This is a genomic window from Cryobacterium sp. Y82, from assembly GCF_002929495.1.
GTDB lineage: Bacteria > Actinomycetota > Actinomycetes > Actinomycetales > Microbacteriaceae > Cryobacterium > Cryobacterium serini.
Map to the genome: position 1 here is coordinate 57,910 of NZ_PJJJ01000036.1, position 21,702 is coordinate 79,611.

Genomic DNA, 21,702 nt, shown 5'->3' on the forward strand with positions numbered 1-21,702 from the left:
TCGATTCGGCGGAACGGTCCACGACAGGCTCGTCGTCGCGTTCAGGGTGGGGCGGCACAAAAGTCACTCCGCTAACCTACCAAGGACCGCCGACTTGAGGGCACGACAGCAGTTGGCAGCCATTTCAACCTGTGAGTACGCTCTATGCCCGGTCACGAAATGGACACGTGCTGAGGTGATTCTTTCCTCATATTGAGACAACAGGTTATGGTGAGAATGACATAACGGTGTGTCTTTACGTGAACATGTGGGTGAATCCTAAGCAAACTCTTCGCAACGAGAGCGGGTTTTGCGGCGTAGCCCCAACCATTCTTGAGGAGATAATCGTGACGACGCAGGCGGCTAAGACCCACGCAGTTAAGACGCAAGTGGTCATTCTGGCGGCCGGTATGGGCAGCCGTCTCGGGCGCTCACTGCCGAAGCCGCTCACCGAGCTGAGCGACGGCCGTACGATCATGCAGCAACAGTTCGACAACATCAACCACGCCTTCGGCAATGCTGCCAAGGTGACGATTGTCGTCGGATACAAGCTAGAGCACATCATCGAAGCGTTCCCGCAGGCATCCTTCGTCTACAACGAAGAGTATGACCAGACCAACACTTCGAAGAGTCTGCTGCGTGCCCTGCAGGCCTCGAAGCCCGGCGGCGTACTCTGGATGAACGGGGATGTAGTCTTCGACCCGGCCATTCTCGACCGCGCTGCCGCCATGATGGCCCGGGACCAGTCCTTCGTCACCGTCAACACTGACAAGGTGTCCGACGAAGAAGTCAAGTACACCACAAGCGCCGAAGGCTTCATCAAAGAGCTGTCGAAGACCGTCAGGAACGGCCTCGGGGAGGCCGTCGGTATCAATTACGTGTCGAGCGCCGACAAGGCAACGCTGATCCGCCAGTTGACCCGGGTCGCCGACCAGGACTACTTCGAGCGCGGCATCGAGTTGGCCATCGAACAGAACCGCATGTTGGTTGAGCCGGTGAACATCTCTGACTTCTATGCCGTCGAAGTGGACTTCGCCGAAGACCTCGAGCGCGCCAACCTGTTCGTCTAGCCAACGCACCCGCATTATCCGAACCCCCTGCGCCTTGGCGTGGGGGGTTCGTCATCACTGCATCGGGAACCAGCACCGACTGGCACGGAACGCTACGCGCGCTCCCATACGATAGACGGCGTGAGTAGTTACGCCCAGGTGCGCCCCGAACAGCGCACGCCGATCGCCCGGTATCGACATTCGCTGTGGTTGCTGACGCAACGCGATCTGCGCGTGCGCTACTCGACCTCGGCGCTCGGCTACTTCTGGTCCATTCTCGATCCGCTCGTGATGGCTGGCATTTACTGGTTCGTCTTCACCCAGGTCTTCGACCGCAGCGTCGGCAACACCCCGTACATCGTGTTCCTTCTGGCCGCCCTGCTGCCGTGGATGTGGTTCAACGGTGCAACCTCGGATTGTACCCGCGCATTTCTGCGCGAGGCGAAACTCATCCGCTCTACCCGTATCCCCCGCACCATCTGGGTGAACCGCCTGGTGTTGTCCAAGGGCATCGAGTTTCTCGCGTCCCTTCCGGTGCTGGTGTTGTTCGCAGTCCTGTTTGGCGCTGAACTCAGCATCGACGCAGTGTTCTTCCCCCTCGCGATCGTAATTCAGGCGATGCTGACCGCTGGCGTCGGACTACTCGTCGCCCCGCTCGTGGTGTTCTTCCGTGACCTGGAACGGGCCGTCAAACTCATCCTGCGGTTTTTGTTCTACGCCTCCCCCATCATCTACGGCACCTCCGACTTACCGCCCGAATTGCACTTCTGGGCTGCGTTCAACCCGCTGACCGGCATTTTCAGCCTGTATCGCTCGGCATTTTTTCCCGAGCAGCTCGACTGGTTCGCCGTCGCCATCAGCGCAGGTCTGTCCCTCGTCTTCCTCGGATTCGGACTGCTGGTCTTTCGCCGCACCGAACGTGCCGTTCTGAAGGAGATCTAATGACTCAGGTGAGGGCGTCAGCCACGGGAACGCCGGTGATCTCTCTGCAGAATGTCGGCATCCGCTTTCGACGGAATCGGCGTGGTCGTCGAAATTTCAAGGATCTCTTTGGTGCGAGCAAACGGCGCAGCCGACCCGGCGAGTTCTGGGCCCTGCAGCACGTTTCCTTTACCGTGCAGCCGGGCGAAGCCATCGGAGTCGTCGGGCGCAACGGGCAAGGCAAGTCGACCCTGCTCAAACTCGTCACCGGAGTCGTGCTGCCCGACGAGGGATCAGTGCACGTCACGGAGGGCGTGGCACCACTGATCGAGATCACCGGCGGGTTCGTGGACGACCTCAGTGTGCGCGATAACGTCTATTTGACGGCTGGCCTGCACGGCATGACACGCAAGCAGATCACGGAACGCTTCGACGAGATCATCGAATTCGCCGAGATCGCCGATTTCATCGACACACCATATAAGCACCTGTCGAGCGGGATGAAAGTACGAATCGCCTTTGCGGTGATATCCCGGCTCGAAGAGCCGATTCTGCTGGTCGATGAGGTCTTGGCCGTGGGAGACAAAGCTTTCCGGGAAAAATGCTATCGCCGCATCGAGGAACTCCTCGCGGGCGGGCGTACCCTCTTCATCGTCTCGCACAATGAGCGGGACCTGCGGCGCTTCTGCACCCGCGGTCTGTACCTCGACAAGGGCGACCTGGTGCTCGACGGGCCCATCACGGACGTGCTCGCACGGTACAACACCGACTACGGCGTCAAACCAGCAACCTGACCCGAGTCCAGACCTCGATTCGCCGTGACGTTTTGGGAACGTCGAAAATCGATCGCGATGTACGAGTCGCGGGTCGGCGGCAGGTGCTCGACAGCCAGGCCGGTCAGGAGCTCACTCAATTCGAGTTGCAGCACGGCCGCCAGCCGAACGAGCGTGTACATTGTCGGGTTTCCATGCCCGCGGTCGATGCGGGCATAGTTTGAGACGTTGAGTCCGGCGAGCAAAGCAACGGACTCCTGATTGAACCCGAGCGCAAGGCGGCGCTCTCGCAGGCGCAGGCCGAGCAGTCGAGAGGCTTCTGATTTGGACTCAAGCATTACTCAGTTGTAGCGGCACAGTGGAGTCTTGACTAGCGGGTGGACTTTTGGGCAAAGATAGTGTTTGTCTCCGGGCCCGCCCATGTAACCCAGCCTGCGTCCCGGTGCACCACGTAAACTCGACCAGACGCACCGAGAAAGGCGAGCAATGGCGAGGAAGAGCGTACCGATGCTGTCGTCGACCGGCGGCACTCCGCAAGCCGGTGCGCTCCCCAGCGGGTTCGTCAAGGGCTTTGATCGGGTACTGGCCATTCACCGACCCGTCGTGCTCGCACATATCCGCAGCATTCGACGGCGCAATCCCCAGGCCACCCCCGAACAAATCGTGCGCATTCTGGAAAAACGCTACCTCGCGGCAGTCACGACCGGCGGTGCTGCGGTGGGCGCCACCGCGGTCATTCCCGGCGTCGGCACCGGAATCACCCTCGCACTGTCGGGCGTGGAAACCGCCGGATTTCTCGAAGCGACGGCGTTGTTCACCCAATCGGTGAGCGAGGTGCATGGAATCGCGGTGGAAGACCCGGATCGCGCCCGCGCCCTCGTCATGACGATGATGCTCGGCCGGGAGGGAAGCGATCTGGTACGCCAACTCGCCGGTCAGGTGACCGGTTCGGGAACCGCACGAAACACCTACTGGGGTGAGCTCATCACCAACAGCCTTCCCCGCGCCGTTCTCGGCCCGCTCACCGATCGACTTAAGAGTACATTTCTGCGCCAGTTCGCCACCCGCGGCGGCGCGAGCCTGCTGGGCAAAGCCCTGCCGTTCGGCATCGGCGCGGTGATCGGCGGTGCCGGAAACCACATTCTGGGTACCAAGGTGATGCGCGCGTCGCGCCTCGCCTTCGGTCCGGCCCCAGCCGGTTTTCGGCCGGATTTAGACCCGCAAGTGCCCGCCATCAAGGTTCGCGAAAAGCCCCGTGGTAAGTCGGTGACGGCCATCTCGGCCGAGCCGGCGGCATCCACCTCGTGGCCGACCAAGCCCGAAGACACGTAGCTTCGGGCGTACTACGCCCCGCCGGGATTGTCTGCAGCATCGGGCACGATCGCACTGTCGGTTTCGTGCACGGCCGCGAACCGGTCCCACTCATTCATCAAGTGCTGCACGGCCGCGTGGATGCGTTCGGTCGCGACGCCGGGCTCCGTGTCACCGAAATAACGGTGTACCCAGCCCTGCAGGCGATCGACCGCCGCCTCATCGTGGGTGAGTCGGTCGACGGCGAGCACAATGTCGGCGGCATGATCGACAGGCAGCCACTCGCAGTCGGAGAGGTAACCGCTCGTGTCTATCACGGCCGTCGGGTTGACGGGGCGGGTGATGATGAGTGGTTTGCCGGTGGCGAGCCGGTCGTAGACCATGGCGGAGATGTCGACGATGGCGATATCTGCTGCAGCCAGCTGCCAGCCGAGGTCCGGGCCAGAGTCGTAGACGTGCTGCGCGCGCCGATCTCGGGCGTTGGCCGCGGCGATGGCTGCGATGATGGCCTTGTTGGCGGCCCCGTAGCTGTGATCGACGACGCCGCTGCGTGGGTGCGGCCGGTAGATGACGCGGTGGGTGCCGGAGGCCAGCAGCGCGCTGACGAGCGCGACACCGTGGGTGGCGACAGAGCCGTAAGCCGCGGCGGCCCTGTCCCCCTCCCAGGTGGGTGCATAGAGCACGACCTGGCGTTCATCGGGCACGTAGGGTAGTTCACCGCTGAAATAGTCGGCCTGTGGGCGCCCGATCTTAATGGCGCGCTTGTCGAAGTCGTAGTCCCAGAGCACCCGGTCCAGCCGGGCGAGTGCCGCGTCCCCCGCGACGAACGAATAGTCGTAAGCCTTGAACTGGTTGGTGATCATGTACATCTTGTCGCTCTCACCGTGGTTGATGAAAACGTGCCAGCAGCGCCCGTAGCGCATCATCTGAAAGTTACGCGGGTTCTGGTTGACGTAAAACACGATGCGAATATCCTGCTCGGCGACGATCTGCTCGAGCTGGGGTACCGTGCGCGCGTAGGCGACTGGAATAGGCGCCTCGTCCATGAGCTTCAGGGTGCCACCGCCGGTGCGGCTGATCACGAGTACCGGCCACGTCTTGGCGAGGGTGGCGAGGGGTTGGTACCACTGCCGCATCTGGTAAATGTTGACGGGTCCGTCAGCAAAGTACACGGCAATCTTGAAGTGGTTGTCTTCGCGCAGCTCCCGCGATTTCAGCGGACCGCGGAGTTCGTGCTGGGCTTTGCGGGAGGCCACAACATCCCTGACCAGTTTGACTGCACGCCTGACATCTTTGCGAATTTCCACCGGTCAAGCCTACCTTTCGTTAGATGATCGGCGGGCGCCCGGCCCAGGTCATCCGCCACACCGTGTGTGCACGTAATCGACGCCGCTGCCCCGGGTCGCGGCTCCACCCTTCGCGCCAGCCACCAAACCAGGCACGCAGCGCCAGACGATTGTTCGGTGCCCAGCGCAGCACCTGAATGGCCGTCCACGAGGCCACGTACAGCGGCACCAACGGAACCGGAAGGTTGCGACGAGCCAGCCAGACCCGGTTGCGGGCATTCAGCCGATAGTAATCGGCGTGGCGGGTCGGCAGGATGACCGGGTGGTTGGCGACGAGGTCACCGGCGTACCACGCCACCAAGCCCAGATCCCAGACCCGCCACGCCAGTTCGATGCCTTCGTGCGCGTAGAAAAATGGTTCGGCCCAGCCTCCAGTCGCGTCGAAGACGCTGCGCGGCAGCAGAACGGCGCCCTCCCAGACCGAGAACACCCGTCCGGGCGAGGTGGCTTCACCCTTGCGGATGCGGGGAATCCACCGACGCGGCGATTCGATTCCCGCCGGGTCTTCGACCCGAGGCTGCAGCAGCCCGATTTTCGGGTCGGCGCGCATCTTGCCGATCGCCTCGATCAAGAAATGCGGGTCGGGAATGCTCGCATCGTCGTCGAGGAAGAACAGGTATTCCCCGGTCACGAGCGAAACGCCGCGGTTACGACCGGCTGGAATGCCTAAATTGGTCGGCAGCCCGAGGGACCGCACGCCGACCGGCAGTCCGGTCGGTTGCCAACCATTACCGACGCAGACCACGTCGAGGATCACTCCCTGCTGAGCGAGCACCGAGCGGATGCCCCGATCAAGATCACCCGGACGGGTGCCCTGGGTCAAAACCACCACTCCGACCGTCACATCGCCGGCCATTGCACCGCCTGCCGGTACAGCGCCGGCCGTTGCGTCAGGAACGGACACGCTTGGACGCCATGATGGCCACGAAATGGCCGATGAGCGATAGGAACGCGAGCGGCACCAGTATCATCAACACGGTCCGGTCGACGAGCGGCTGCCCGAGAAATAGTCCGACGACGGCAGCGGCGAAGATGACCATGGTCAGTTCAACCGAGTGGTAGAGGCGATGGAAGGGTACGAAACGGGCGAGTCGGCGTACCCGGGCGATCACGCTCGAGGTCGGAGTCTTCTCGCCGTGGGTGTCGGCGAGCTTGGTCAATCCGGCATTGGCCCGTGCCACGTGCACCATGTCGTTGAGCGCCTTGTTCAGTACGATGATCAATGCAAGCAAGAGCGCAAGGCTGGTCCACAAAAAATCCTCGGGCACGTCGAACGGGTACGCAGCCGCCCGAATTCCGAAGGCGATGGGAATAAGCGACTCGGTGGAGTAGTGCCCGACCTTGTCGAGGAACACCCCGGCCGGCGAGGACGTGCCACGCCACCGCGCCACTTCGCCGTCGCAGCAGTCGATGAGCATCTGCACCTGGCTGAGCGCGAGGGCGAGCAGCGCCCCCCAGATTCCGGGAATGAGCAGGGCTGCGGCAGTCGACCAGCCGGCGAGGATCATCAGCGCGGTCACACCGTTGGCGGAGATGCGGGTTTTCAGCAGCACCCAGGTGAGGTACGGAGACAGGTCGCGCAGATACAGGCTCGCCGTCCAGTGCTCGGCGTTGGCACGCAGGCGCACTTCGGGCGGCTGAGCCACCGCGCGCAGCTGAGCGATCGATTCCGGTCGGGCCATGCGCCGATGCGCCGTCTTGGGCGAACTGGTCATCTGCTCACCTTCCCGTGTGTGCCGTGATGTTGCTGGTGAGTTTGAGATACCCGAACACAAACCCGACCCCCCAGCAGAAGTGAATGCAGGGCAAGACTACGAGAAAATTCAGGGAGGTACGAATTCCGTCCGGCCTGGCCACCGCGAGCGTCGCGGCCACCACGATGCCCATATACCCTATGGGAACTATGAGACCGAGGAACAACCACGGTGCCGCTCCGACTGCCACCTGCACGATTCCGACCACTCCGAGGAGCAGCCCGACAGCAACCGCCAGAACCATGGCCGGCGGCACAAAATAGCGGATGCCGTTGGCCGCCGGATACCGACGGGCCAGTTCGCCGCGCCAGAGCCCGGTCGAGAGCATCTGCCGGGCCAGTTGGGGCAGCGTCGGCCTCGGACGATACAGCACACGCAATTCGGGGGTGAACCAGACAAGGCCGCCGGCTTCACGGAGGCGCCGGTTGAGGTCCCAGTCCTGACCGCGCTTGACGTCCTCATCAAACAATCCGACAGCGAGGATGCTCGCGGTGCGAAAACATCCGAGGTAGACGGTTTCGGCGGCGCCCGCAGCCCCGCCAACGTGGTGCGGGGTGCCGCCGAGACCGATGCGGGCACCGTACGCGCGGGCCACCGCACGCTCGAATGCGCTGATGCCGCGGGCATCCATGATGCCGCCGACGTTGTCGGCACCGGTACGCTCGAGCGTCTCCACGGCGATGCGGGCGTAATCGGGCGGCAGCACCGAATGAGCATCGACACGAATCACTACCGCATACTGCGACGCGCGAATGGCGATGTTCAGGCCCGCCGGAGTCGAGCCGATATCGTTGGGCACGACCCGGATTCGCGAGTCAACCGCGGCCATTTCTTCGACCAGTTCGGTCGTGCCATCGATGCTCGGTCCGAGCGCCAGAGTGACCTCGAACGGGCCCTCGAAGTCTTGGGCCAGCAGGCTCTCGACGGCGGCTCGCACGTGCGTCGCCTCGTTGAGCACTGGCATCACATACGACACCCCGGGAAGAAATCCCATACCACGTTGGTGCACCTGGCTGGCCAGCTTTCCGGTTATTGGGTAGGACGATCGAGCCTACCAGCCCACGAAATGGCTGTGCGCCTGGTGGTAGACGCGCAATCGCGCCGCCGGCGGGCCGGCGACGCGATTGCGGGGAAGGAACGAGCGGTTAGCTGGTCAGCGCGCCGACCGTGACCGAGACGGTGACCGACTTGCCGTCCCGCACGTAGGTGAGATCGGCGCTGGCGCCGGCCGGGAGCACCCGCACCTGTGCGGTGAGGTCGATCGAGTCCGTAATCGGTACACCGTTGAAGTTGGTGATGACATCGTCGGCGGCCAGACCGGCCTCGGCTGCGGCGCCACCGGACGTGACCTCGCTGATGAGCGCACCGACGGTGCTGCTGGTCGAACTGGACGCGTCCTTGACGCTCGCACCGAGCAGGCCGTGGGTGGCCGTGCCGTTGGCGATGATCTCGTCGGAAATGCGCTTAGCGAAGTTCGACGGAATGGAGAATCCAACACCGATGCTGCCAGCCGCCGCCGACGCGGTGGTGGAGCCGGCGCTGGCGATGGCTACGTTGATGCCGATCAGTTCACCGCTGCCGTTGAGCAGGGCGCCACCGGAGTTGCCCGGGTTGATGGCGGCATCCGTTTGAATCACCGGGAGCGCAATGCTGGCGGTAGCGGTCTGGGAGCCCTGCGACTGGGTGCCGTCCTGGTTTGGAAAGTCGAAGAAGAAGGGGTTCTGGCTCTGTCCTTCGTCGGGCGTTGTGGCGTCAGGCGAGCTCGGCGCGGCCGAGCTCGCGACGGTAATGCTGCGGTTGAGGGCGCTGACAATACCGTCGGTGACCGTGCCGGAGAGTCCGAGCGGGGCGCCGATGGCGATGGCGCTGTCACCGACGTTGAGCTCGGAGGAATCGCCCCAGGTAATCGGGGTGAGTCCGCTGGCGTCGGTCAGTTTGATCACGGCGAGGTCGGAAATCGGGTCGGTGCCAACCATGGTGGCGGCGTACAGCTTGCCGTCATTGCTCTTGACCTCGATTTTCACGTCGGAGGCGGCGCCGTCGAGGGTGACCACGTGGGTGTTGGTGAGCACGTAGCCGTCATCGCTGAGAATCACGCCGGATCCGGTTCCGCCGGAGGAACTGCTGGATACGTCGATGGTCACGACACTCGGCGAGGCTTTGGCCGCGACGGCGGTGATCTGGTTGACGCTCTTGGTGTTGTTCACCACGACATTGCTGGGGCCGGAGGCCTCGCTGACCGGTACGCCGTTGTTTTGGCCATTCATCATCAGGGCGGTGATGCCGGCGCCGGACGATCCGCCGACCAAGGCACCGATGGCGAGCGCGGCGATCAACGCGACGCTGCCTTTGCGCCGACCGGGTTCCTTGCTCTTATTGGAGGCGAAGGGCTGGCCGGGAAAGGCATCCGTGGGGTACGAGTCCGCGGTCGCATACGCCTGCGGCGAGGCGCTCGGAGCATAAGCGGAGCTCGACGCTGTGGGGGACTCGATCGGGCGACCGAAGGCATCCGTCGGGTAGGCAACGGTTTGAGCGGCGTCGGGGACGTCGTGAGTCGGCAGGGTCGGGGCGTTCACGACCGGCACAGTGGGCTCGACATTCGCCGGCGGCGCGGTCGGGGCGGAGGGCGCGGCCGGGGCGTCGGTAGTCGGTACGGTCGGTCGGGCGGTGGGTGGGGTAGCCTCGCCGGAGTCATTCACAGCAAAAGCGGCGGTATCATCAGCCGGATCAGGGGTGGTGCCGGAATCTTTAGTGTTGTCGGTCATCGGGTGCTCCTTCCAAGCGTTGCCAGCTTTGCGCCCAAACCTGAACGTTCGATATGTACACACTGTGAGCATTCAATGATCATGCCGAGACGTTGCCTAAGCGATAGTTTGGAAGCCATGCAGCACTCGACACAGGCAAGCCAGCGATGACCATTTCCGGTGCGTGGCGACGCACGGCTCGCGGAGCTGGACTTCTCGCCGCTGACGGCACCGTTGCAGCCAGCATCTTCGCCGAGATGAGTGCACTCGCGGTGCGCACCGGTGCGATCAACCTCGGTCAGGGTTTTCCCGATGAAGACGGGCCAGCCGCAGTGCTCGAGGCGGCCCGCCAAGCCATCAGCGACGGGGTCAACCAGTATCCGCCCGGCCGGGGCCAGCCGGTGCTGCTGGAGGCGATCGCCCGGCACCAGCACCGTTTCTATGCGCTGGCCCTCGACCCGGGCAGCGAAATTCTCGTCACGGCGGGGGCCACGGAAGCTCTCGCAGCCACCATTCTGGCACTGATCGAGCCGGGGGATGAAGTCGTCACTTTTGAGCCGTTCTACGACGCCTACGGCGGTCTGATCGGCCTCGGCGGTGGTATCCATCGACCAGTGCCGCTGCGGGCACCTGACTTTCAACCGGACCTCGACGTGCTGCGGGCAACCGTCACCGACCGCACCCGGCTGATCATCGTGAACGATCCACACAATCCCACCGGCGCGGTTTTCTCCCGGCAAGCTTTGGAGCTGATCGTCGAGCTCGCGCAACATCACAACGCGATCATCGTCACGGACGAGGTGTACGAGCACCTCACGTTCCACGCGCCGCACATTCCGATCGCAACTCTGCCGGGCGCCTGGGATCGAACGGTCACCATTTCCTCGGGCGGTAAGACGTTCAGCCTTACCGGTTGGAAGGTGGGCTGGGTCTCTGGCCCTTCTTCGATAATCACGGCAATCCTCGCGGTCAAACAGTTTCTCACCTATGTGAATGCGGCGCCGTTTCAACCCGCGATCGCAGCGGGGCTCGACCTTCCCGATTCGTACTTCACGCGCATTGCCGCCGACTTGAAGCACAAGCGCGATGTGCTTGCTACCGGGCTTCGCGCCGCCGGCTTCGAAATCACGCTGCCGCAGGGCTCATACTTCATCGTGGCGGATGCGACGCCGCTCGGTTTCACGGATGGCGAAGCACTGTGCCGAAGCCTGCCGGAGCTGGCTGGTGTGGTCGCGGTGCCGATCACCGCCTTCTGCTCCCCCGCCCACCGCTCGGAATACGCCCCCCTGGTGCGCTTCGCCTACTGCAAGAAGGTAAAGCTCCTGGAGCAGGCGTCGGAGCAGCTCGCGGCCCTGTCCCGAAGCTAACCGCATACCCCGTGTGCATAACTCCTGCAATTTGTGTGGCAGCGCGTTCTAAACCCCGCGAATGACGCGGAATTTTCGCCGACCGCCCCCGAATTGCAGGAGTTATGCTCACGACCTGAGTGAGGTGGGTTGGGCGAAGGGTTAGGAAGCCAGGGCCGGGTAGTCGGTATAGCCCTCTGCGCCGTCGGCGTAGTAGGTGAGCGGGTTGGGCTCGTTCACGGGCAGGTCGTCACGCCAGCGACGTACCAGGTCGGGATTGGCAATGGCCGCACGACCGACCACGACGGCGTCAGCGATGTCGTCATGCACGAGGGCGAGGGCTTCGTCACGCGCGGTGATGACGCTGAAGCCGCTGTTGATCAGGAAGACACCGTCAAAGCGGGCGCGCAGGTTTTGCACGAATTCACTTCGTGGGTCGGCATGGAGCACGCTCAGGTACGCCAAGTCGAGCGGGGCAAGCCCGTCGACAAGAACGCCATAGGTGGCAGTGACGTCGTCGGCATCCGTTTCGAGCGCATCTTGGATGTTGTGCTCTGGTGAGATACGAAGGCCCACCCGATCGGCGCCGATCGCCAGGGCGACTGCGGTCACCACGTCGATGACGAACGCGGCGCGCTTTTCGGGCGAGCCGCCAAAGGAATCGTCTCGCACGTTGGAAGCTGGCGACAGGAACTCATGGAGCAGGTAGCCGTTGGCACCGTGCACCTCGACGCCGTCGAATCCGGCCGCGATGGCGTTCTTCGAGGCCTGCACGAATTCGTCCAGAATGCCGCCCAGCGCGTCGATAGTCAGAGCGTGTGGCACCGGGTAGTCCTTCTTGCCGTCATAGGTGCGCGTGGTGCCTTTGACGGCGATGGCGCTCGGCGCGACGACCGGGTAGCCACCGGTGGTCGCTTCGTGCGTGACCCGGCCGGCGTGCATGATCTGGGCGACGATGCGGCCGCCAGCGGCGTGCACCGAGTCGGTGACGATTTTCCAGCCGGCGAGCTGTTCGGGTTCGACGAGCCCGGGTTGGCCAGTGAAACCCTGGCCGGCGTGGCTCGGGTAGGTACCTTCGCTCACGATCAGGCCGAGCGAGGCGCGCTGCGTGTAGTACCGGGCAACGAGCTCCCCGGGAACACCAGACTGGCCGGAGCGGATGCGGGTCAGCGGCGCCATGACGAGACGGTTGGGCAGTTCAAGGTCGCCAAGGTTAAGCGGAGAAAAGAGTTTCACGGGCACGTCTTTCTAAATTATCCGGTCAGTCAGACCGGACTCGTTCTTCTGGGAGACTTCAGGAGGTCCTGTACATCCGTAGGCAAAACGGATTGCAGCCGCACGATATTCCTGCCTGCCAATTGACTGTCTGTTCGGCTGCTCGGGTCATGCGATTAGGCAATCCGCTTTGACCGCGGCACCGAACTACCACCATGAGCATTTTGATGTCTCCACCAGCGACCCGAAACTACGCCGTGGCACCGCTCGGTGCCCTGGATGCTTCCACGCCCGGCGCACTGGTGCCCGCCCGGCCCCAGCCAGCGCCACCCGCCACAGTGCTGGGGTACAGTCCCTTTCCCCTCGACGCCGATGCTCGTCACTTCGGGCTGACCACGAGCACCATGCGCCTTCGGGGCGGGACGGTCGTGGTTCGGCACGGGCGCCGCACCGCGAGCGACACCGCAACCATTCTGCTGCACGGCGCCGCCGGGTCATGGACGACGTGGACCCCCCTGTTGCAGGCCGCCGATGCGACCAGCCGCGACCTGGCCGATCTCATCATTCCCGACCTGCCAGGGTGGGGCGACTCCCCCATGGCCCCCGACGAGTCGGCATTTGGCGTCGAGTCGATGGCCGAGCTGGTCGCCGACACAGCGCGCTCCCTCGGCTACGAACGCTGGAACGTTGTCGGACACTCCATGGGCGGGTTCATCGCGCTGCAGTTGGCGGCGAGCGAAAAGCGCGCCACGGCATCCGTCGGTCTGGTCTCCGCTACCTCGTTTTCGATCCAGGACAGCGTTCGTCACCCGATTCGCCAGTTCTCTGTGTTGCCTGCGTTCACGGCGCTGCTCTTGACCATGCGGATGCTGCACCTCGCCGGTCCCCTCGGTCTAGGCCTGGTGCGGGCGGTCGCGCGACTCGGTCTGCTACGCGCCCTTGTAGCCCCGCTGTTCAGCTGGCCGGAGGCTGTAGCCTCGACGGTCGTTGCAGCGCTCGGCAACGAGGTTAGGCCAGCTGGGTTCGTTCGAGCGGCCGTGCGGGCTGGCGCCTACGACGCAGACGCCCGGTGGGCGCAAATCTGCTGCCCGGTGCGTTCGGTGCACGGTGACCACGATGTGTTCGTAACGGCCGACGATGACGAACGATTGCGCGCTGCCGTGCCGAACTGCGTGATCAGCACCATTGCAGGAGCCGGGCATTTCGGTCAGATCGAACGCCCGCTCGAAGTCCTGCTCCGGCTCGAATTCGCCGTTCCGCTGCCGATCGTGGCGATCACGAGTGAGCCGGGCACTTTCTTAAAACCTTGAATTTACCCCCCGAACAGAGGACAGTAGGGTGTGGTATCCGGTTCCACGCCACGGTGCAGCCCTCGCTTTCATTCGATCCCGCCTGCGGCATCTGGCTTCCGGATTCCGGATTCCGGATTCCGGATTCCGGATTCCAGCCAGTGCACATGATCAACGTGCAACCGATCAAGGTGCAACCGATTATCCAAGTGGAAGTGGCGATCATGGGTTCTCTCACGTATGACCGTGTCGTCGTGGAATTCGAAGACAGAATGCTGGCACACCTGCAGCTTGTGATCATTCAAAAACTGCGCCGCGGCGAGAGCTTTCTGCTGTCCTGGCGTGACGCCGCGGTGGTCGGTGACGGCCGCAGCTCAGCCTGGATGCATCCGGCGATTCCGCTGTATTTCAAGTTTGCCGGTGGCCACGCGCCGTCCATTAACCCGAACTGGGTCGCCCAGCTCACCCGTTCGGCCAACAGCGCCCAAGGACTAGTCGTCACCGCCGAAGAGAGCGCCGCAGTCGACGCAAACGCGGCTGGCAAAATCGAACCGGCCATCGGCATCCGAGCGGCCGCACAGGCCCGCGCAACCAAGGCGAGTGTCACCGAACGCTGAGCATTCAGCGCGGAACAACGGCGAAGCGACGCAGCGCGAGGGCCGGATTGATCGCCCGCACGGCGGCGACCCGCTCTGGCGCCAGGAACGCGACGGCGACATCCGCGCTTTCACCAAGACTGACCAGTGCAACGCCCATCGGGTCAACGATGAGGCTGGTGCCGATTCCGATCGGCGGTGTGTGATCGGCCGCGGCCAGAAAAACAGTGTTTTCCAATGCCCGGGCCGTGAGCAAGGTGCGCCAGTGGTGTTCTTTGAGAGGGCCCCGCACCCACTCGGACGGCACGAGCACCAGGGTGGCCCCAGCATCGACGAGCCGACGCGTAACTTCGGGAAAACGCACGTCGTAGCAGGTTTGCAGGGCCACCCGCAGCCCGCCGACGTCGAAAATCTCCGGGTCGGTCACTGTACCCGGCAGCACCCACTGGGATTCGCGATCGCCGAACGCATCGTAGAGGTGCAGTTTGCGGTAGGTCGCCACGATGCGTCCGGTTGGGTCGACGGCGACGAGAGTGTTGGAAAACCGGGCCGGGTCTGCGGTCGTTTCAAGCATGCCAGCCACAATATGAACGCTCAGTTCTGCGGCGAGCGCGGCCAGCGCCGTAACGAATTCTCCGTCGAGCGGTTCGGCTGCCGCCACAAACGACCGCCCAAGTTTCGGCTCGAAGAAGGCGGAGTACTCGGGAAAGACCACGAGGTGGGCGCCGCGCGCTGCGGCTGTGGTGGCGAGCTGTCGCAGCACGGCACGATTGTGCGCCCGATCGTTCGTCGGTGCGAACTGGGCCACTGCAACGCCGACCGTGCTGGTTTCGTTGGGTTTCACGGCGTTATTCATGGCGAAAGCCTAGCGGGAGTTTTCGATCCAGCTCTGGCTAGATCCGTAGAAGAGCTGGTCAGCGACCCGAACGAAATCGGGAAGCAGAAGCTGTATTCAGGCTCCAGCTACCCGATCGCGAGCTGGCCGAGTACGGCGAATGGGTTCTCGGCTCCACCGTTTGGAGCGACGACCACCCTGCGGCTGAGAGTGTGGCTGGCACCACCGGGAATCTCTACCTGGATTTTGCTCATGATCCAGTTCCGAAAACCGTAGCCGGTGAACTTTCCGGTCTCCGCGGTGTAAATCAGCCCATACGTCTGCTGGTCCGTGCCGGTTCCGGTCTGGCCGATCCACGACCCGGTCGGATCGAAGCTGGCGGCCGAGCCCGTATTGATCAGCGGATGCCCCGCAACGCCGCTGCGCTGGCCGGCGGCGTCCTAGTCCATGGCGTCACCCACCCAAACGGGAAGAGCAATCGCCGTGGTGTTGCGGAACTCGGTCTCGGCGGTGATCCATTGCTCGTCCGCGTTGGCGGTGTAGGTGGTGACCACCGTCAATCCGGGGTGGTCCGCCGACGTTCCGATCGCCCGACCTACGGCTTGTTGGCCCGTGTTGGTGATGATCTCGACGGACTCCGAACGAACCGCAAGCTGCTGCCAGGCGTTGGCACCGAGCGGCTTTCCCACGGTGGAGTTATCCAGCTGAGGGTCATTGAAAACCACAGATGACGACCCGCTCAAAGAGGGAGGCCGAGAGATTCGCTCTGCCGGCCTCCAGCGCCTTCTGACGCGAAGCGTCGTCGACCGCCGCCTGCGCCTGCGCCTGCGCCTGCGGGCCAAGGTCGACGGCCTTGGCAAGGATTTCGTACTCGAGAAGACCAGCCCCAGCAGGGCGCTGCCCCTGGGCGCAAAAAACACGCTGCTGGCTAGCCCCGGCTCCCGAGAAACTTTGCCAGGGCATTGAGGTCATCGGTGTTGATGTGGTCGACGCCGGCCGCGTGCAGCTCCGTCCAGATGGCCTCGCGGGCTGCGCCTGGCACGTCCAAAGTCCCCCAGAAGCGCACGCGGTAGCCCTGGGCGTGCGCCAGCTCCACGTATTCGCCCAGCTTGATTTTTTCGCTCGCCGGCATCGAGCCCACACCCTGCCAGACGAAGAGCTTGTTCCAGTTGTCGCTGACCAGCGGCATGAGATCAGCCGATAATCCAGATGCGAGGTCAGCAGAACGTCCATCGTAGAAAGCGAACCGCGAGTTCAGATCTTGCATCGTATCCAGGGATCGATTGCCGCTGACGACGGCGGTGACCGGTGCGATTTTAGTCTTGCCGTTGCTGTACCGCGTCATGATGGAGCGGTGCTCTGCCAGGTTTTTCTCGATCGCGGCGTAGGCGCTCTCCCCGTCGCTCTTGATGTCGATCAGGAGCTGAAAGCTGCCCTCCCATCCCGAGTAAACACTGCGACCGTGCCCACGCACAAGCTCGGACAGCGGATCAAGGTAAAGGCTTTCCAGGGTGACGCCCGGTTGCACATCCTCGAGATCGTGGGCGACGAGAAGTTCACCGTCCACCAGCCAGACATCGGCTTCTACGCTGGTGAATCCCTGTTCGAGGGCATCGACCAGGGGGCGATCATGCTCGTAGTCGTTGTGGGCATGGGCGGCATTCTGCGGGGTGCCAAGGACGACCGCCGGTGCTTCCGCCACGGGTGCTGAGGCCCCGGTGACGCTCGTAACAGCGACAAGAGCGATGAGAACCGAAGGGGTAAGTCTGGAAAACATGGAAGTCTCTTTCCGGGCGAAGGTATCTACGCGGAGGCGCATCGTTCTCAGGTTTATCCGCACCATGTGTCCGAACGGCAAACGAACGATGAACCGCGGTCCTGAGACCCGGACCGCTGTGATCATGGCTGCCGCCGAATTGGAAGAGCCTCTCGCTGGCTGGCCGCGGGCTGCCGACAGTGAACGCCAAACGGATTGGTCCGGGCATGCAACTCGGGGTCATTGCGAGGCTGTCGTTAACCTTTACTGGGTAGGTTAAAACGGTGACTACCGTTCTCGCACCACGTGTTGTGGCCAGAAGCCGAATCGGTCGACGCCATTTCACGCTCAGTCCCCCGGCTCGGTCAGCGCTTCTTGTCGGACTGGTGGCGTTCTTCGTGTCGTTCGCGTGGTCCTGGCAGCCGTCCTACTGGGGCGATGAGGCGGCGAGCATCATGTCGGCCGAACGATCGTTCTCCTCGCTGTTCGGACTGCTCGACAACATCGATGCCGTGCACGGCCTGTACTACCTGTTCCTGCACGGCTGGATCGACCTGTTCGGCGGCTCCGAAATCTCCACCCGGCTGCCGAGCGCGATCGCGATCGGAGTCGCCGCTGCGGGGACCGTCGTTCTAGCGCGATTCTTCATGGGGTCACGCGTGGCCATCAGCGGCGGACTGATCTTTGCCCTGCTTCCCCGGGTCACCTACATGGGCGCCGAAGCACGATCCACCGCCATCGCGACGGCCATCGCGGTCTGGCTCACGGTGCTGCTCGTGCACGCGCTCCGCAGCGGCACAGCCTCTCGCCGCCGACAGGTCACTCTTTGGCTGGGTTACTCCCTCCTGCTCGCCCTCGGAATGTATGTCTTCCTGTTTTTGGCTCTGCTGTTGCCGGTACACGCTGTGGTGGTTGTGGTGGCGGCCCGTCGACATCTGCTTGGGCGCAACGTTGTCGCCTGGCTGGGGGCGAGCGCATTCGGGCTACTGCTGGCCGCCCCGATCATTTTGATTGGAACGTCGCAGCGCGAACAGATCGCGTTCATCGGCCGGCGCCCGACGGTCACGGTGACCGAGGCGGCGGTGATGCAGTGGTTTGACACTATTCCGGTGGCGATCATGGCCTGGTCACTCATCGTCGTGGCCGTTCTCGTGGTGTTTCTGCGCCGTTCCGGCCTGCATCGGGCCGGCCTGCCTGATCGCGCCGCACTGTCGATCTTTCTGGCCTGGATGATGCTGCCGAGCGCCATTCTGCTGATCGGCACCCAGGTGGTCACCCCGATGTATTCGCTGCGCTACCTGTCTCTGTGCGCCCCTGCGGTAGGCGTGGTGATTGCCGTGGGCGTGGCCGCGCTCACCACGAAGTGGCTGCGCGCCCTCGCCGTTGCGGCGCTCGTAGTTGTGATCGTGCCGGCCTACGTCGTGCAGCGTGGTGATTTCGGCAAGAACGAGGGAAGCGACTGGCGCCAGGTGGCCGAAGTCATGGCGGCCAGGGCTGCGCCCGGTGACGGCGTCGTGTTCGACCAGAGTGTGCGGCCATCGCGGGTGCCACGGCTGGCCATGCACGTGTACCCCGACGCGTTCGTCGGCCTGAAGGACCTGACGCTGACCCGGTCTTATGCCGAGACGGGCTGGCTCTGGGACGATGTCGCACCGCTGTCCGACGTCCTGCCGACCGTCGCGGACCTCGACCGGATCTGGCTGCTGCAATATTCAGGCAGTGGAGAATCGCGCCGAGGAACGGATGTCCAGACGCTCACCCTGCAGGGATTCCACGTTGCCGAGACGACGCTGCTCAATCGCACCCGCATCATTGAAATGACGAGGTAACCCCATGACCACTCCCGTGCCGACCACCCTGGTACTGGTTCCGACCTTCAACGAGGCCGAGAACATCGAATCGATCGTAGATCGACTGCGTTCCAGTGTGCCCGACGTACACATCCTGGTCGTCGATGATTCCTCCCCCGACGGCACCGGCGCACTCGCAGACAGCCTCGCGGCCCGGGATCCGAGCGTTCACGTGCTGCACCGCACCGAAAAGACCGGCCTCGGAGCGGCGTACCTCGATGGCTTCGGCTGGGCCCTGTCCCGCGGCTACACCCAGCTCGTGCAGATCGATGCCGACGGCTCCCACTTGCCAGAGCAGCTCACGAGTTTGCTGGCAGCGGCCGACACGGCCGATGTCGTGATGGGGTCACGCTGGGTACCCGGCGGGGCCATCGAGAATTGGCCCTGGCACCGGCGCGCGCTCTCCCGCGGAGGGTCGTTCTATTCCCGGCTGCTGTTGCGGCTGCCACAACGAGACGCTACCGGCGGCTACCGGGTGTACTCGGCCCTGGCTCTCGAGCGGATGGACCTGTCCAGCGTGGACAGCCTCGGCTACTGTTTTCAGATCGAGATGCTCCTGCACGCCGTGCGGGCCGACCTGCGCGTGGTCGAAGTGCCGATCACGTTCGTCGAGCGGGTACGCGGAGCGTCGAAGATGAGTCCACGCATCGCCGTCGAGGCGATGGCCCGCGTAACACTGTGGGGCGTGATGGGTATGGGCATCAGCCGAACCGGCGCACGCGAGGCCGCCGCGGCCGCACGTCAAGCCTGAATAAGACATATTTCGGTGTTTGAGTCAAATTGACTATATGATGGTTCCAGCAGTTAAAGTCATTCCGACCTTTACGACTGGATTCCCGTGCTGGAGCACCGTCTGACCGAGCAGAGCCCGCTCGCGCGCGGGAGCGCTCACGCAACCCTGGCCGTCTCAACGGTGATCTTCACCCTGCGCCACGACGATACGTCGGGACGCAAGACCTTGTGGCTGCCCCTGGTGCGTCGTACCCGCGAGCCGCATCTGGGCCTCTGGGCGCTGCCCGGCGGCTGGCTGCCAGCCGACGAGGAACTTGCGGCGGCCGCCGCCCGCACCCTGCGTGAGACGACCGAGCTCTCGCCGAGGTACCTTGAGCAGTTGTACACCTTTGGCGATATCGACCGCTCTCCCGGGCTGCGCGTGGTCTCCGTCGTCTACTGGGCGCTCGTGCGTTCCGAAGTCGCGGAGCGGGCATCTGTCGGAGAAAACGTGCGCTGGTTTGCCGCGGACAGACTTCCTCCGCTCGCCTTCGACCACAACCGCATCGTGGAATACGCGCTCTGGCGGCTGCGTACCAAGGTGGAATACGCCCGCATCGCGCATGCCTTTCTCGGCGACACGTTCACCCTCGCCCAGCTGCGCGAGGTACACGAGGCTGTACTGCAAAAAGCGCTTGACCCGGCCAATTTCCGCCGGTCGATAGAGGCGAGCGGCAGCCTGATCAGCACCGACCAACACGTGGCCGGGGCGCGGCATCGCCCAGCACGGCTCTACCGCTACGACGACCGGGCCAGCGAGCATGACCCACCCGGACCAACCCGCTAGCTCAACCCCTCACCCCTCACCCCTCTTCATTCTCAAGGAGCAGGACCATGACAATTCCTTCGGTCGAGACGACCATTCGTCTCATCAGCACCGGCAAAGCCGCCGGCAGCACGTGCAGCACCGACCTGGCAACCCCTCCGTGGGAGTTTGACGCGGCCGCGCCCGGCTATGGGCCCGGTTCCTCGATGGGCGACGTGATTCCGGCCGGGTCGCCCCGCCAGGGAGCACTGCCGGAGCGCTATCGCACCGCCTTACCGGAGGAACTCAGCGCCCGCATCGTCGAAGCCAAGAACGCGCTCGGCGACTCGGTAGTCATTCTCGGTCACTTCTACCAGCGCGATGAGGTGCTGCGGCACGCGGATTTTGTCGGCGACAGCTTTCAGCTGGCCCAGGCCACAAAGAGCCGTCCCGACGCCGCCGCGATTGTGTTCTGCGGCGTGCACTTCATGGCAGAAACCGCTGACCTGCTCTCGGGCGGCGACCAGGCCGTGATCCTGCCCAACCTCGCCGCCGGCTGTTCCATGGCCGACATGGCCGACATCGACTCGGTCACCGAGTGTTGGGAGCAGCTCGAGGAGCTCTACGGCACGGCTCCGGATGCCTCAGGCCGGGTTCCGGTGATTCCGGTCACCTACATGAATTCCTCCGCGGCACTCAAAGGATTTTGCGGCGAGCACGGCGGCATTGTCTGCACCTCGTCGAACGCCCAGGCCGTGCTCGAGTGGGCGTTCGAACGTGGCCAGCGGGTTCTGTTCTTTCCGGACCAGCACCTCGGCCGCAATACCGCCAAGGCTATGGGCGTTCCACTGAAGCAGATGCCGATGTGGAACCCGACCAAGCCCCTGGGCGGCAACACTGCGGCCGGGCTCGATGACGCCCGGGTCGTGCTCTGGCACGGCTTCTGCAGCGTGCACCGCCGCTTCACCGTGCCGCAGATCCAAGCCGCCCGCGCTGAACACCCCGGCGTGCGGGTCTTGGTTCACCCGGAATGCCCGATGGAGGTCGTCGACGCCGCCGACTCGGCCGGATCCACCGACTTCATCGCCAAGGCGATCGCCGCAGCTCCGGCCGGCACGACCTTTGCGATCGGTACCGAGATCAACCTCGTGAACCGGCTCGCCGCCCAGTATCCCGAGCATGAGATCTTCTGCCTCGACCCGGTGATCTGCCCCTGCTCGACCATGTACCGTATCCACGCCGGCTACCTGGCCTGGGTGCTCGAAGCACTCGTGGGCGGTGGCGAAGCGCCAGGTCGGGTGCTCAACCAGATCACGGTCTCGGCCGATGTCGCCGATCACGCCCGACTTGCCCTCGAGCGGATGCTCGCAGCCCGGCCGCCGGCATCCGCTGCGCCGGTCTTGAGCACCGTCGGCGTCTGAC

Annotated in this window: 23 protein-coding genes; 12 read left to right on the forward strand and 11 right to left on the reverse strand. The window is 63.9% G+C overall.

Going from position 1 to position 21,702, the window contains the following annotated elements; all coding sequences use genetic code 11:
- Positions 1–326: 326 nt before the first annotated feature.
- The 3 genes from CXY70_RS13830 (at position 327) to CXY70_RS13840 (ending at position 2,743) form a co-directional block, all read left to right on the forward strand.
- The gene (locus CXY70_RS13830) at positions 327–1,049 is read left to right on the forward strand and encodes an NTP transferase domain-containing protein (protein WP_255412043.1); all 723 of its coding nucleotides are present in this window, start codon (positions 327–329) and stop codon (positions 1,047–1,049) included.
- A gap of 120 nt (positions 1,050–1,169) precedes the next feature.
- Entirely contained in the window at positions 1,170–1,970 is an 801-nt protein-coding gene (locus tag CXY70_RS13835) for an ABC transporter permease (RefSeq protein WP_233205941.1), read from the forward strand.
- A complete protein-coding gene (locus CXY70_RS13840; RefSeq protein ID WP_104192934.1) occupies positions 1,970–2,743 on the forward strand; it encodes an ABC transporter ATP-binding protein in 774 nt (257 codons plus the stop codon). The genes CXY70_RS13835 and CXY70_RS13840 overlap by 1 nt, the downstream gene beginning before the upstream one ends.
- On the opposite strand, the gene CXY70_RS13845 is transcribed toward CXY70_RS13840, so the two are convergent.
- Complete coding sequence (locus CXY70_RS13845) at positions 2,719–3,060, reverse strand: helix-turn-helix domain-containing protein (RefSeq protein WP_104192935.1); 342 nt, start codon at positions 3,058–3,060, stop codon at positions 2,719–2,721. The two genes, CXY70_RS13840 and CXY70_RS13845, sit on opposite strands and share 25 nt — an antisense overlap.
- Before the next feature lie 148 nt (positions 3,061–3,208).
- Here CXY70_RS13845 and CXY70_RS13850 point away from each other — a divergent pair, with 148 nt between their 5' ends.
- A complete protein-coding gene (locus CXY70_RS13850; protein ID WP_369852633.1) occupies positions 3,209–4,054 on the forward strand; it encodes a hypothetical protein in 846 nt (281 codons plus the stop codon).
- Between the two features lie 11 nt (positions 4,055–4,065).
- On the opposite strand, the gene CXY70_RS13855 is transcribed toward CXY70_RS13850, so the two are convergent.
- From CXY70_RS13855 to CXY70_RS13875, 5 genes are all read right to left on the reverse strand, one after another.
- Positions 4,066–5,340, reverse strand: a complete 1,275-nt coding sequence (locus CXY70_RS13855) for a CDP-glycerol glycerophosphotransferase family protein (RefSeq protein ID WP_104192936.1) — start codon at positions 5,338–5,340, stop codon at positions 4,066–4,068.
- Between the two features lie 19 nt (positions 5,341–5,359).
- The gene (locus CXY70_RS13860) at positions 5,360–6,235 is read right to left on the reverse strand and encodes a glycosyltransferase family 2 protein (protein WP_104192937.1); all 876 of its coding nucleotides are present in this window, start codon (positions 6,233–6,235) and stop codon (positions 5,360–5,362) included.
- A gap of 34 nt (positions 6,236–6,269) precedes the next feature.
- Positions 6,270–7,094 carry a CDP-alcohol phosphatidyltransferase family protein gene (locus CXY70_RS13865; protein ID WP_104192938.1) on the reverse strand — a complete coding sequence of 275 codons (825 nt, stop codon included), beginning with the start codon at positions 7,092–7,094 and terminating at the stop codon, positions 6,270–6,272.
- A 4-nt stretch (positions 7,095–7,098) separates the two neighbouring features.
- The gene (locus CXY70_RS13870) at positions 7,099–8,127 is read right to left on the reverse strand and encodes a glycosyltransferase family 2 protein (protein ID WP_104192939.1); all 1,029 of its coding nucleotides are present in this window, start codon (positions 8,125–8,127) and stop codon (positions 7,099–7,101) included.
- 151 nt (positions 8,128–8,278) lie between these two features.
- On the reverse strand, positions 8,279–9,898 hold the full coding sequence (locus CXY70_RS13875; RefSeq protein WP_104192940.1) for a trypsin-like peptidase domain-containing protein: 1,620 nt from the start codon (positions 9,896–9,898) through the stop codon (positions 8,279–8,281).
- A 146-nt stretch (positions 9,899–10,044) separates the two neighbouring features.
- On the opposite strand from CXY70_RS13875, the gene CXY70_RS13880 reads away from it, so the two are divergent.
- Positions 10,045–11,244 carry an aminotransferase class I/II-fold pyridoxal phosphate-dependent enzyme gene (locus tag CXY70_RS13880; RefSeq protein ID WP_104192941.1) on the forward strand — a complete coding sequence of 400 codons (1,200 nt, stop codon included), beginning with the start codon at positions 10,045–10,047 and terminating at the stop codon, positions 11,242–11,244.
- A gap of 141 nt (positions 11,245–11,385) precedes the next feature.
- On the opposite strand, the gene CXY70_RS13885 is transcribed toward CXY70_RS13880, so the two are convergent.
- The gene (locus CXY70_RS13885; RefSeq protein ID WP_104192942.1) at positions 11,386–12,459 is read right to left on the reverse strand and encodes an alkene reductase; all 1,074 of its coding nucleotides are present in this window, start codon (positions 12,457–12,459) and stop codon (positions 11,386–11,388) included.
- A gap of 206 nt (positions 12,460–12,665) precedes the next feature.
- Between CXY70_RS13885 and CXY70_RS13890 the strand changes: the two genes are divergently transcribed.
- Entirely contained in the window at positions 12,666–13,748 is a 1,083-nt protein-coding gene (locus CXY70_RS13890) for an alpha/beta fold hydrolase (protein ID WP_158250986.1), read from the forward strand.
- 146 nt (positions 13,749–13,894) lie between these two features.
- Positions 13,895–14,344, forward strand: a complete 450-nt coding sequence (locus CXY70_RS13895; RefSeq protein ID WP_369852637.1) for an ATP-dependent DNA ligase — start codon at positions 13,895–13,897, stop codon at positions 14,342–14,344.
- A 4-nt stretch (positions 14,345–14,348) separates the two neighbouring features.
- On the opposite strand, the gene CXY70_RS13900 is transcribed toward CXY70_RS13895, so the two are convergent.
- From CXY70_RS13900 to CXY70_RS13905, 3 genes are all read right to left on the reverse strand, one after another.
- A complete protein-coding gene (locus tag CXY70_RS13900; RefSeq protein WP_104192944.1) occupies positions 14,349–15,179 on the reverse strand; it encodes a carbon-nitrogen hydrolase family protein in 831 nt (276 codons plus the stop codon).
- Between the two features lie 107 nt (positions 15,180–15,286).
- Positions 15,287–15,412, reverse strand: coding sequence for a hypothetical protein (locus tag CXY70_RS18515; RefSeq protein WP_255412044.1), 126 nt, complete (start codon positions 15,410–15,412; stop codon positions 15,287–15,289).
- Positions 15,413–15,598: 186 nt separating this feature from the next.
- Positions 15,599–15,847 carry a hypothetical protein gene (locus CXY70_RS13905; RefSeq protein ID WP_104192945.1) on the reverse strand — a complete coding sequence of 83 codons (249 nt, stop codon included), beginning with the start codon at positions 15,845–15,847 and terminating at the stop codon, positions 15,599–15,601.
- Positions 15,848–15,872: 25 nt separating this feature from the next.
- Between CXY70_RS13905 and CXY70_RS17860 the strand changes: the two genes are divergently transcribed.
- Positions 15,873–16,124, forward strand: coding sequence for a hypothetical protein (locus CXY70_RS17860; protein WP_158250987.1), 252 nt, complete (start codon positions 15,873–15,875; stop codon positions 16,122–16,124).
- Here CXY70_RS17860 and CXY70_RS13915 read toward each other — a convergent pair.
- Entirely contained in the window at positions 16,087–16,935 is an 849-nt protein-coding gene (locus CXY70_RS13915) for a phosphatidylinositol-specific phospholipase C/glycerophosphodiester phosphodiesterase family protein (protein WP_104192947.1), read from the reverse strand. The genes CXY70_RS17860 and CXY70_RS13915 overlap by 38 nt on opposite strands.
- A gap of 263 nt (positions 16,936–17,198) precedes the next feature.
- Between CXY70_RS13915 and CXY70_RS13920 the strand changes: the two genes are divergently transcribed.
- The 4 genes from CXY70_RS13920 to nadA all read left to right on the forward strand — a co-directional run bounded on the left by CXY70_RS13920 (position 17,199) and on the right by nadA (position 21,701).
- Positions 17,199–18,743 carry a glycosyltransferase family 39 protein gene (locus tag CXY70_RS13920; RefSeq protein ID WP_146066139.1) on the forward strand — a complete coding sequence of 515 codons (1,545 nt, stop codon included), beginning with the start codon at positions 17,199–17,201 and terminating at the stop codon, positions 18,741–18,743.
- A gap of 4 nt (positions 18,744–18,747) precedes the next feature.
- On the forward strand, positions 18,748–19,515 hold the full coding sequence (locus CXY70_RS13925; RefSeq protein ID WP_104192949.1) for a polyprenol monophosphomannose synthase: 768 nt from the start codon (positions 18,748–18,750) through the stop codon (positions 19,513–19,515).
- 87 nt (positions 19,516–19,602) lie between these two features.
- Positions 19,603–20,322: an NUDIX domain-containing protein gene (locus tag CXY70_RS13930; protein ID WP_233205942.1), complete on the forward strand. Its 720-nt coding sequence runs from the start codon at positions 19,603–19,605 to the stop codon at positions 20,320–20,322.
- Positions 20,323–20,369: 47 nt separating this feature from the next.
- Complete coding sequence (gene nadA, locus CXY70_RS13935) at positions 20,370–21,701, forward strand: quinolinate synthase NadA (RefSeq protein ID WP_104192950.1); 1,332 nt, start codon at positions 20,370–20,372, stop codon at positions 21,699–21,701.
- Position 21,702: the final 1 nt, after the last annotated feature.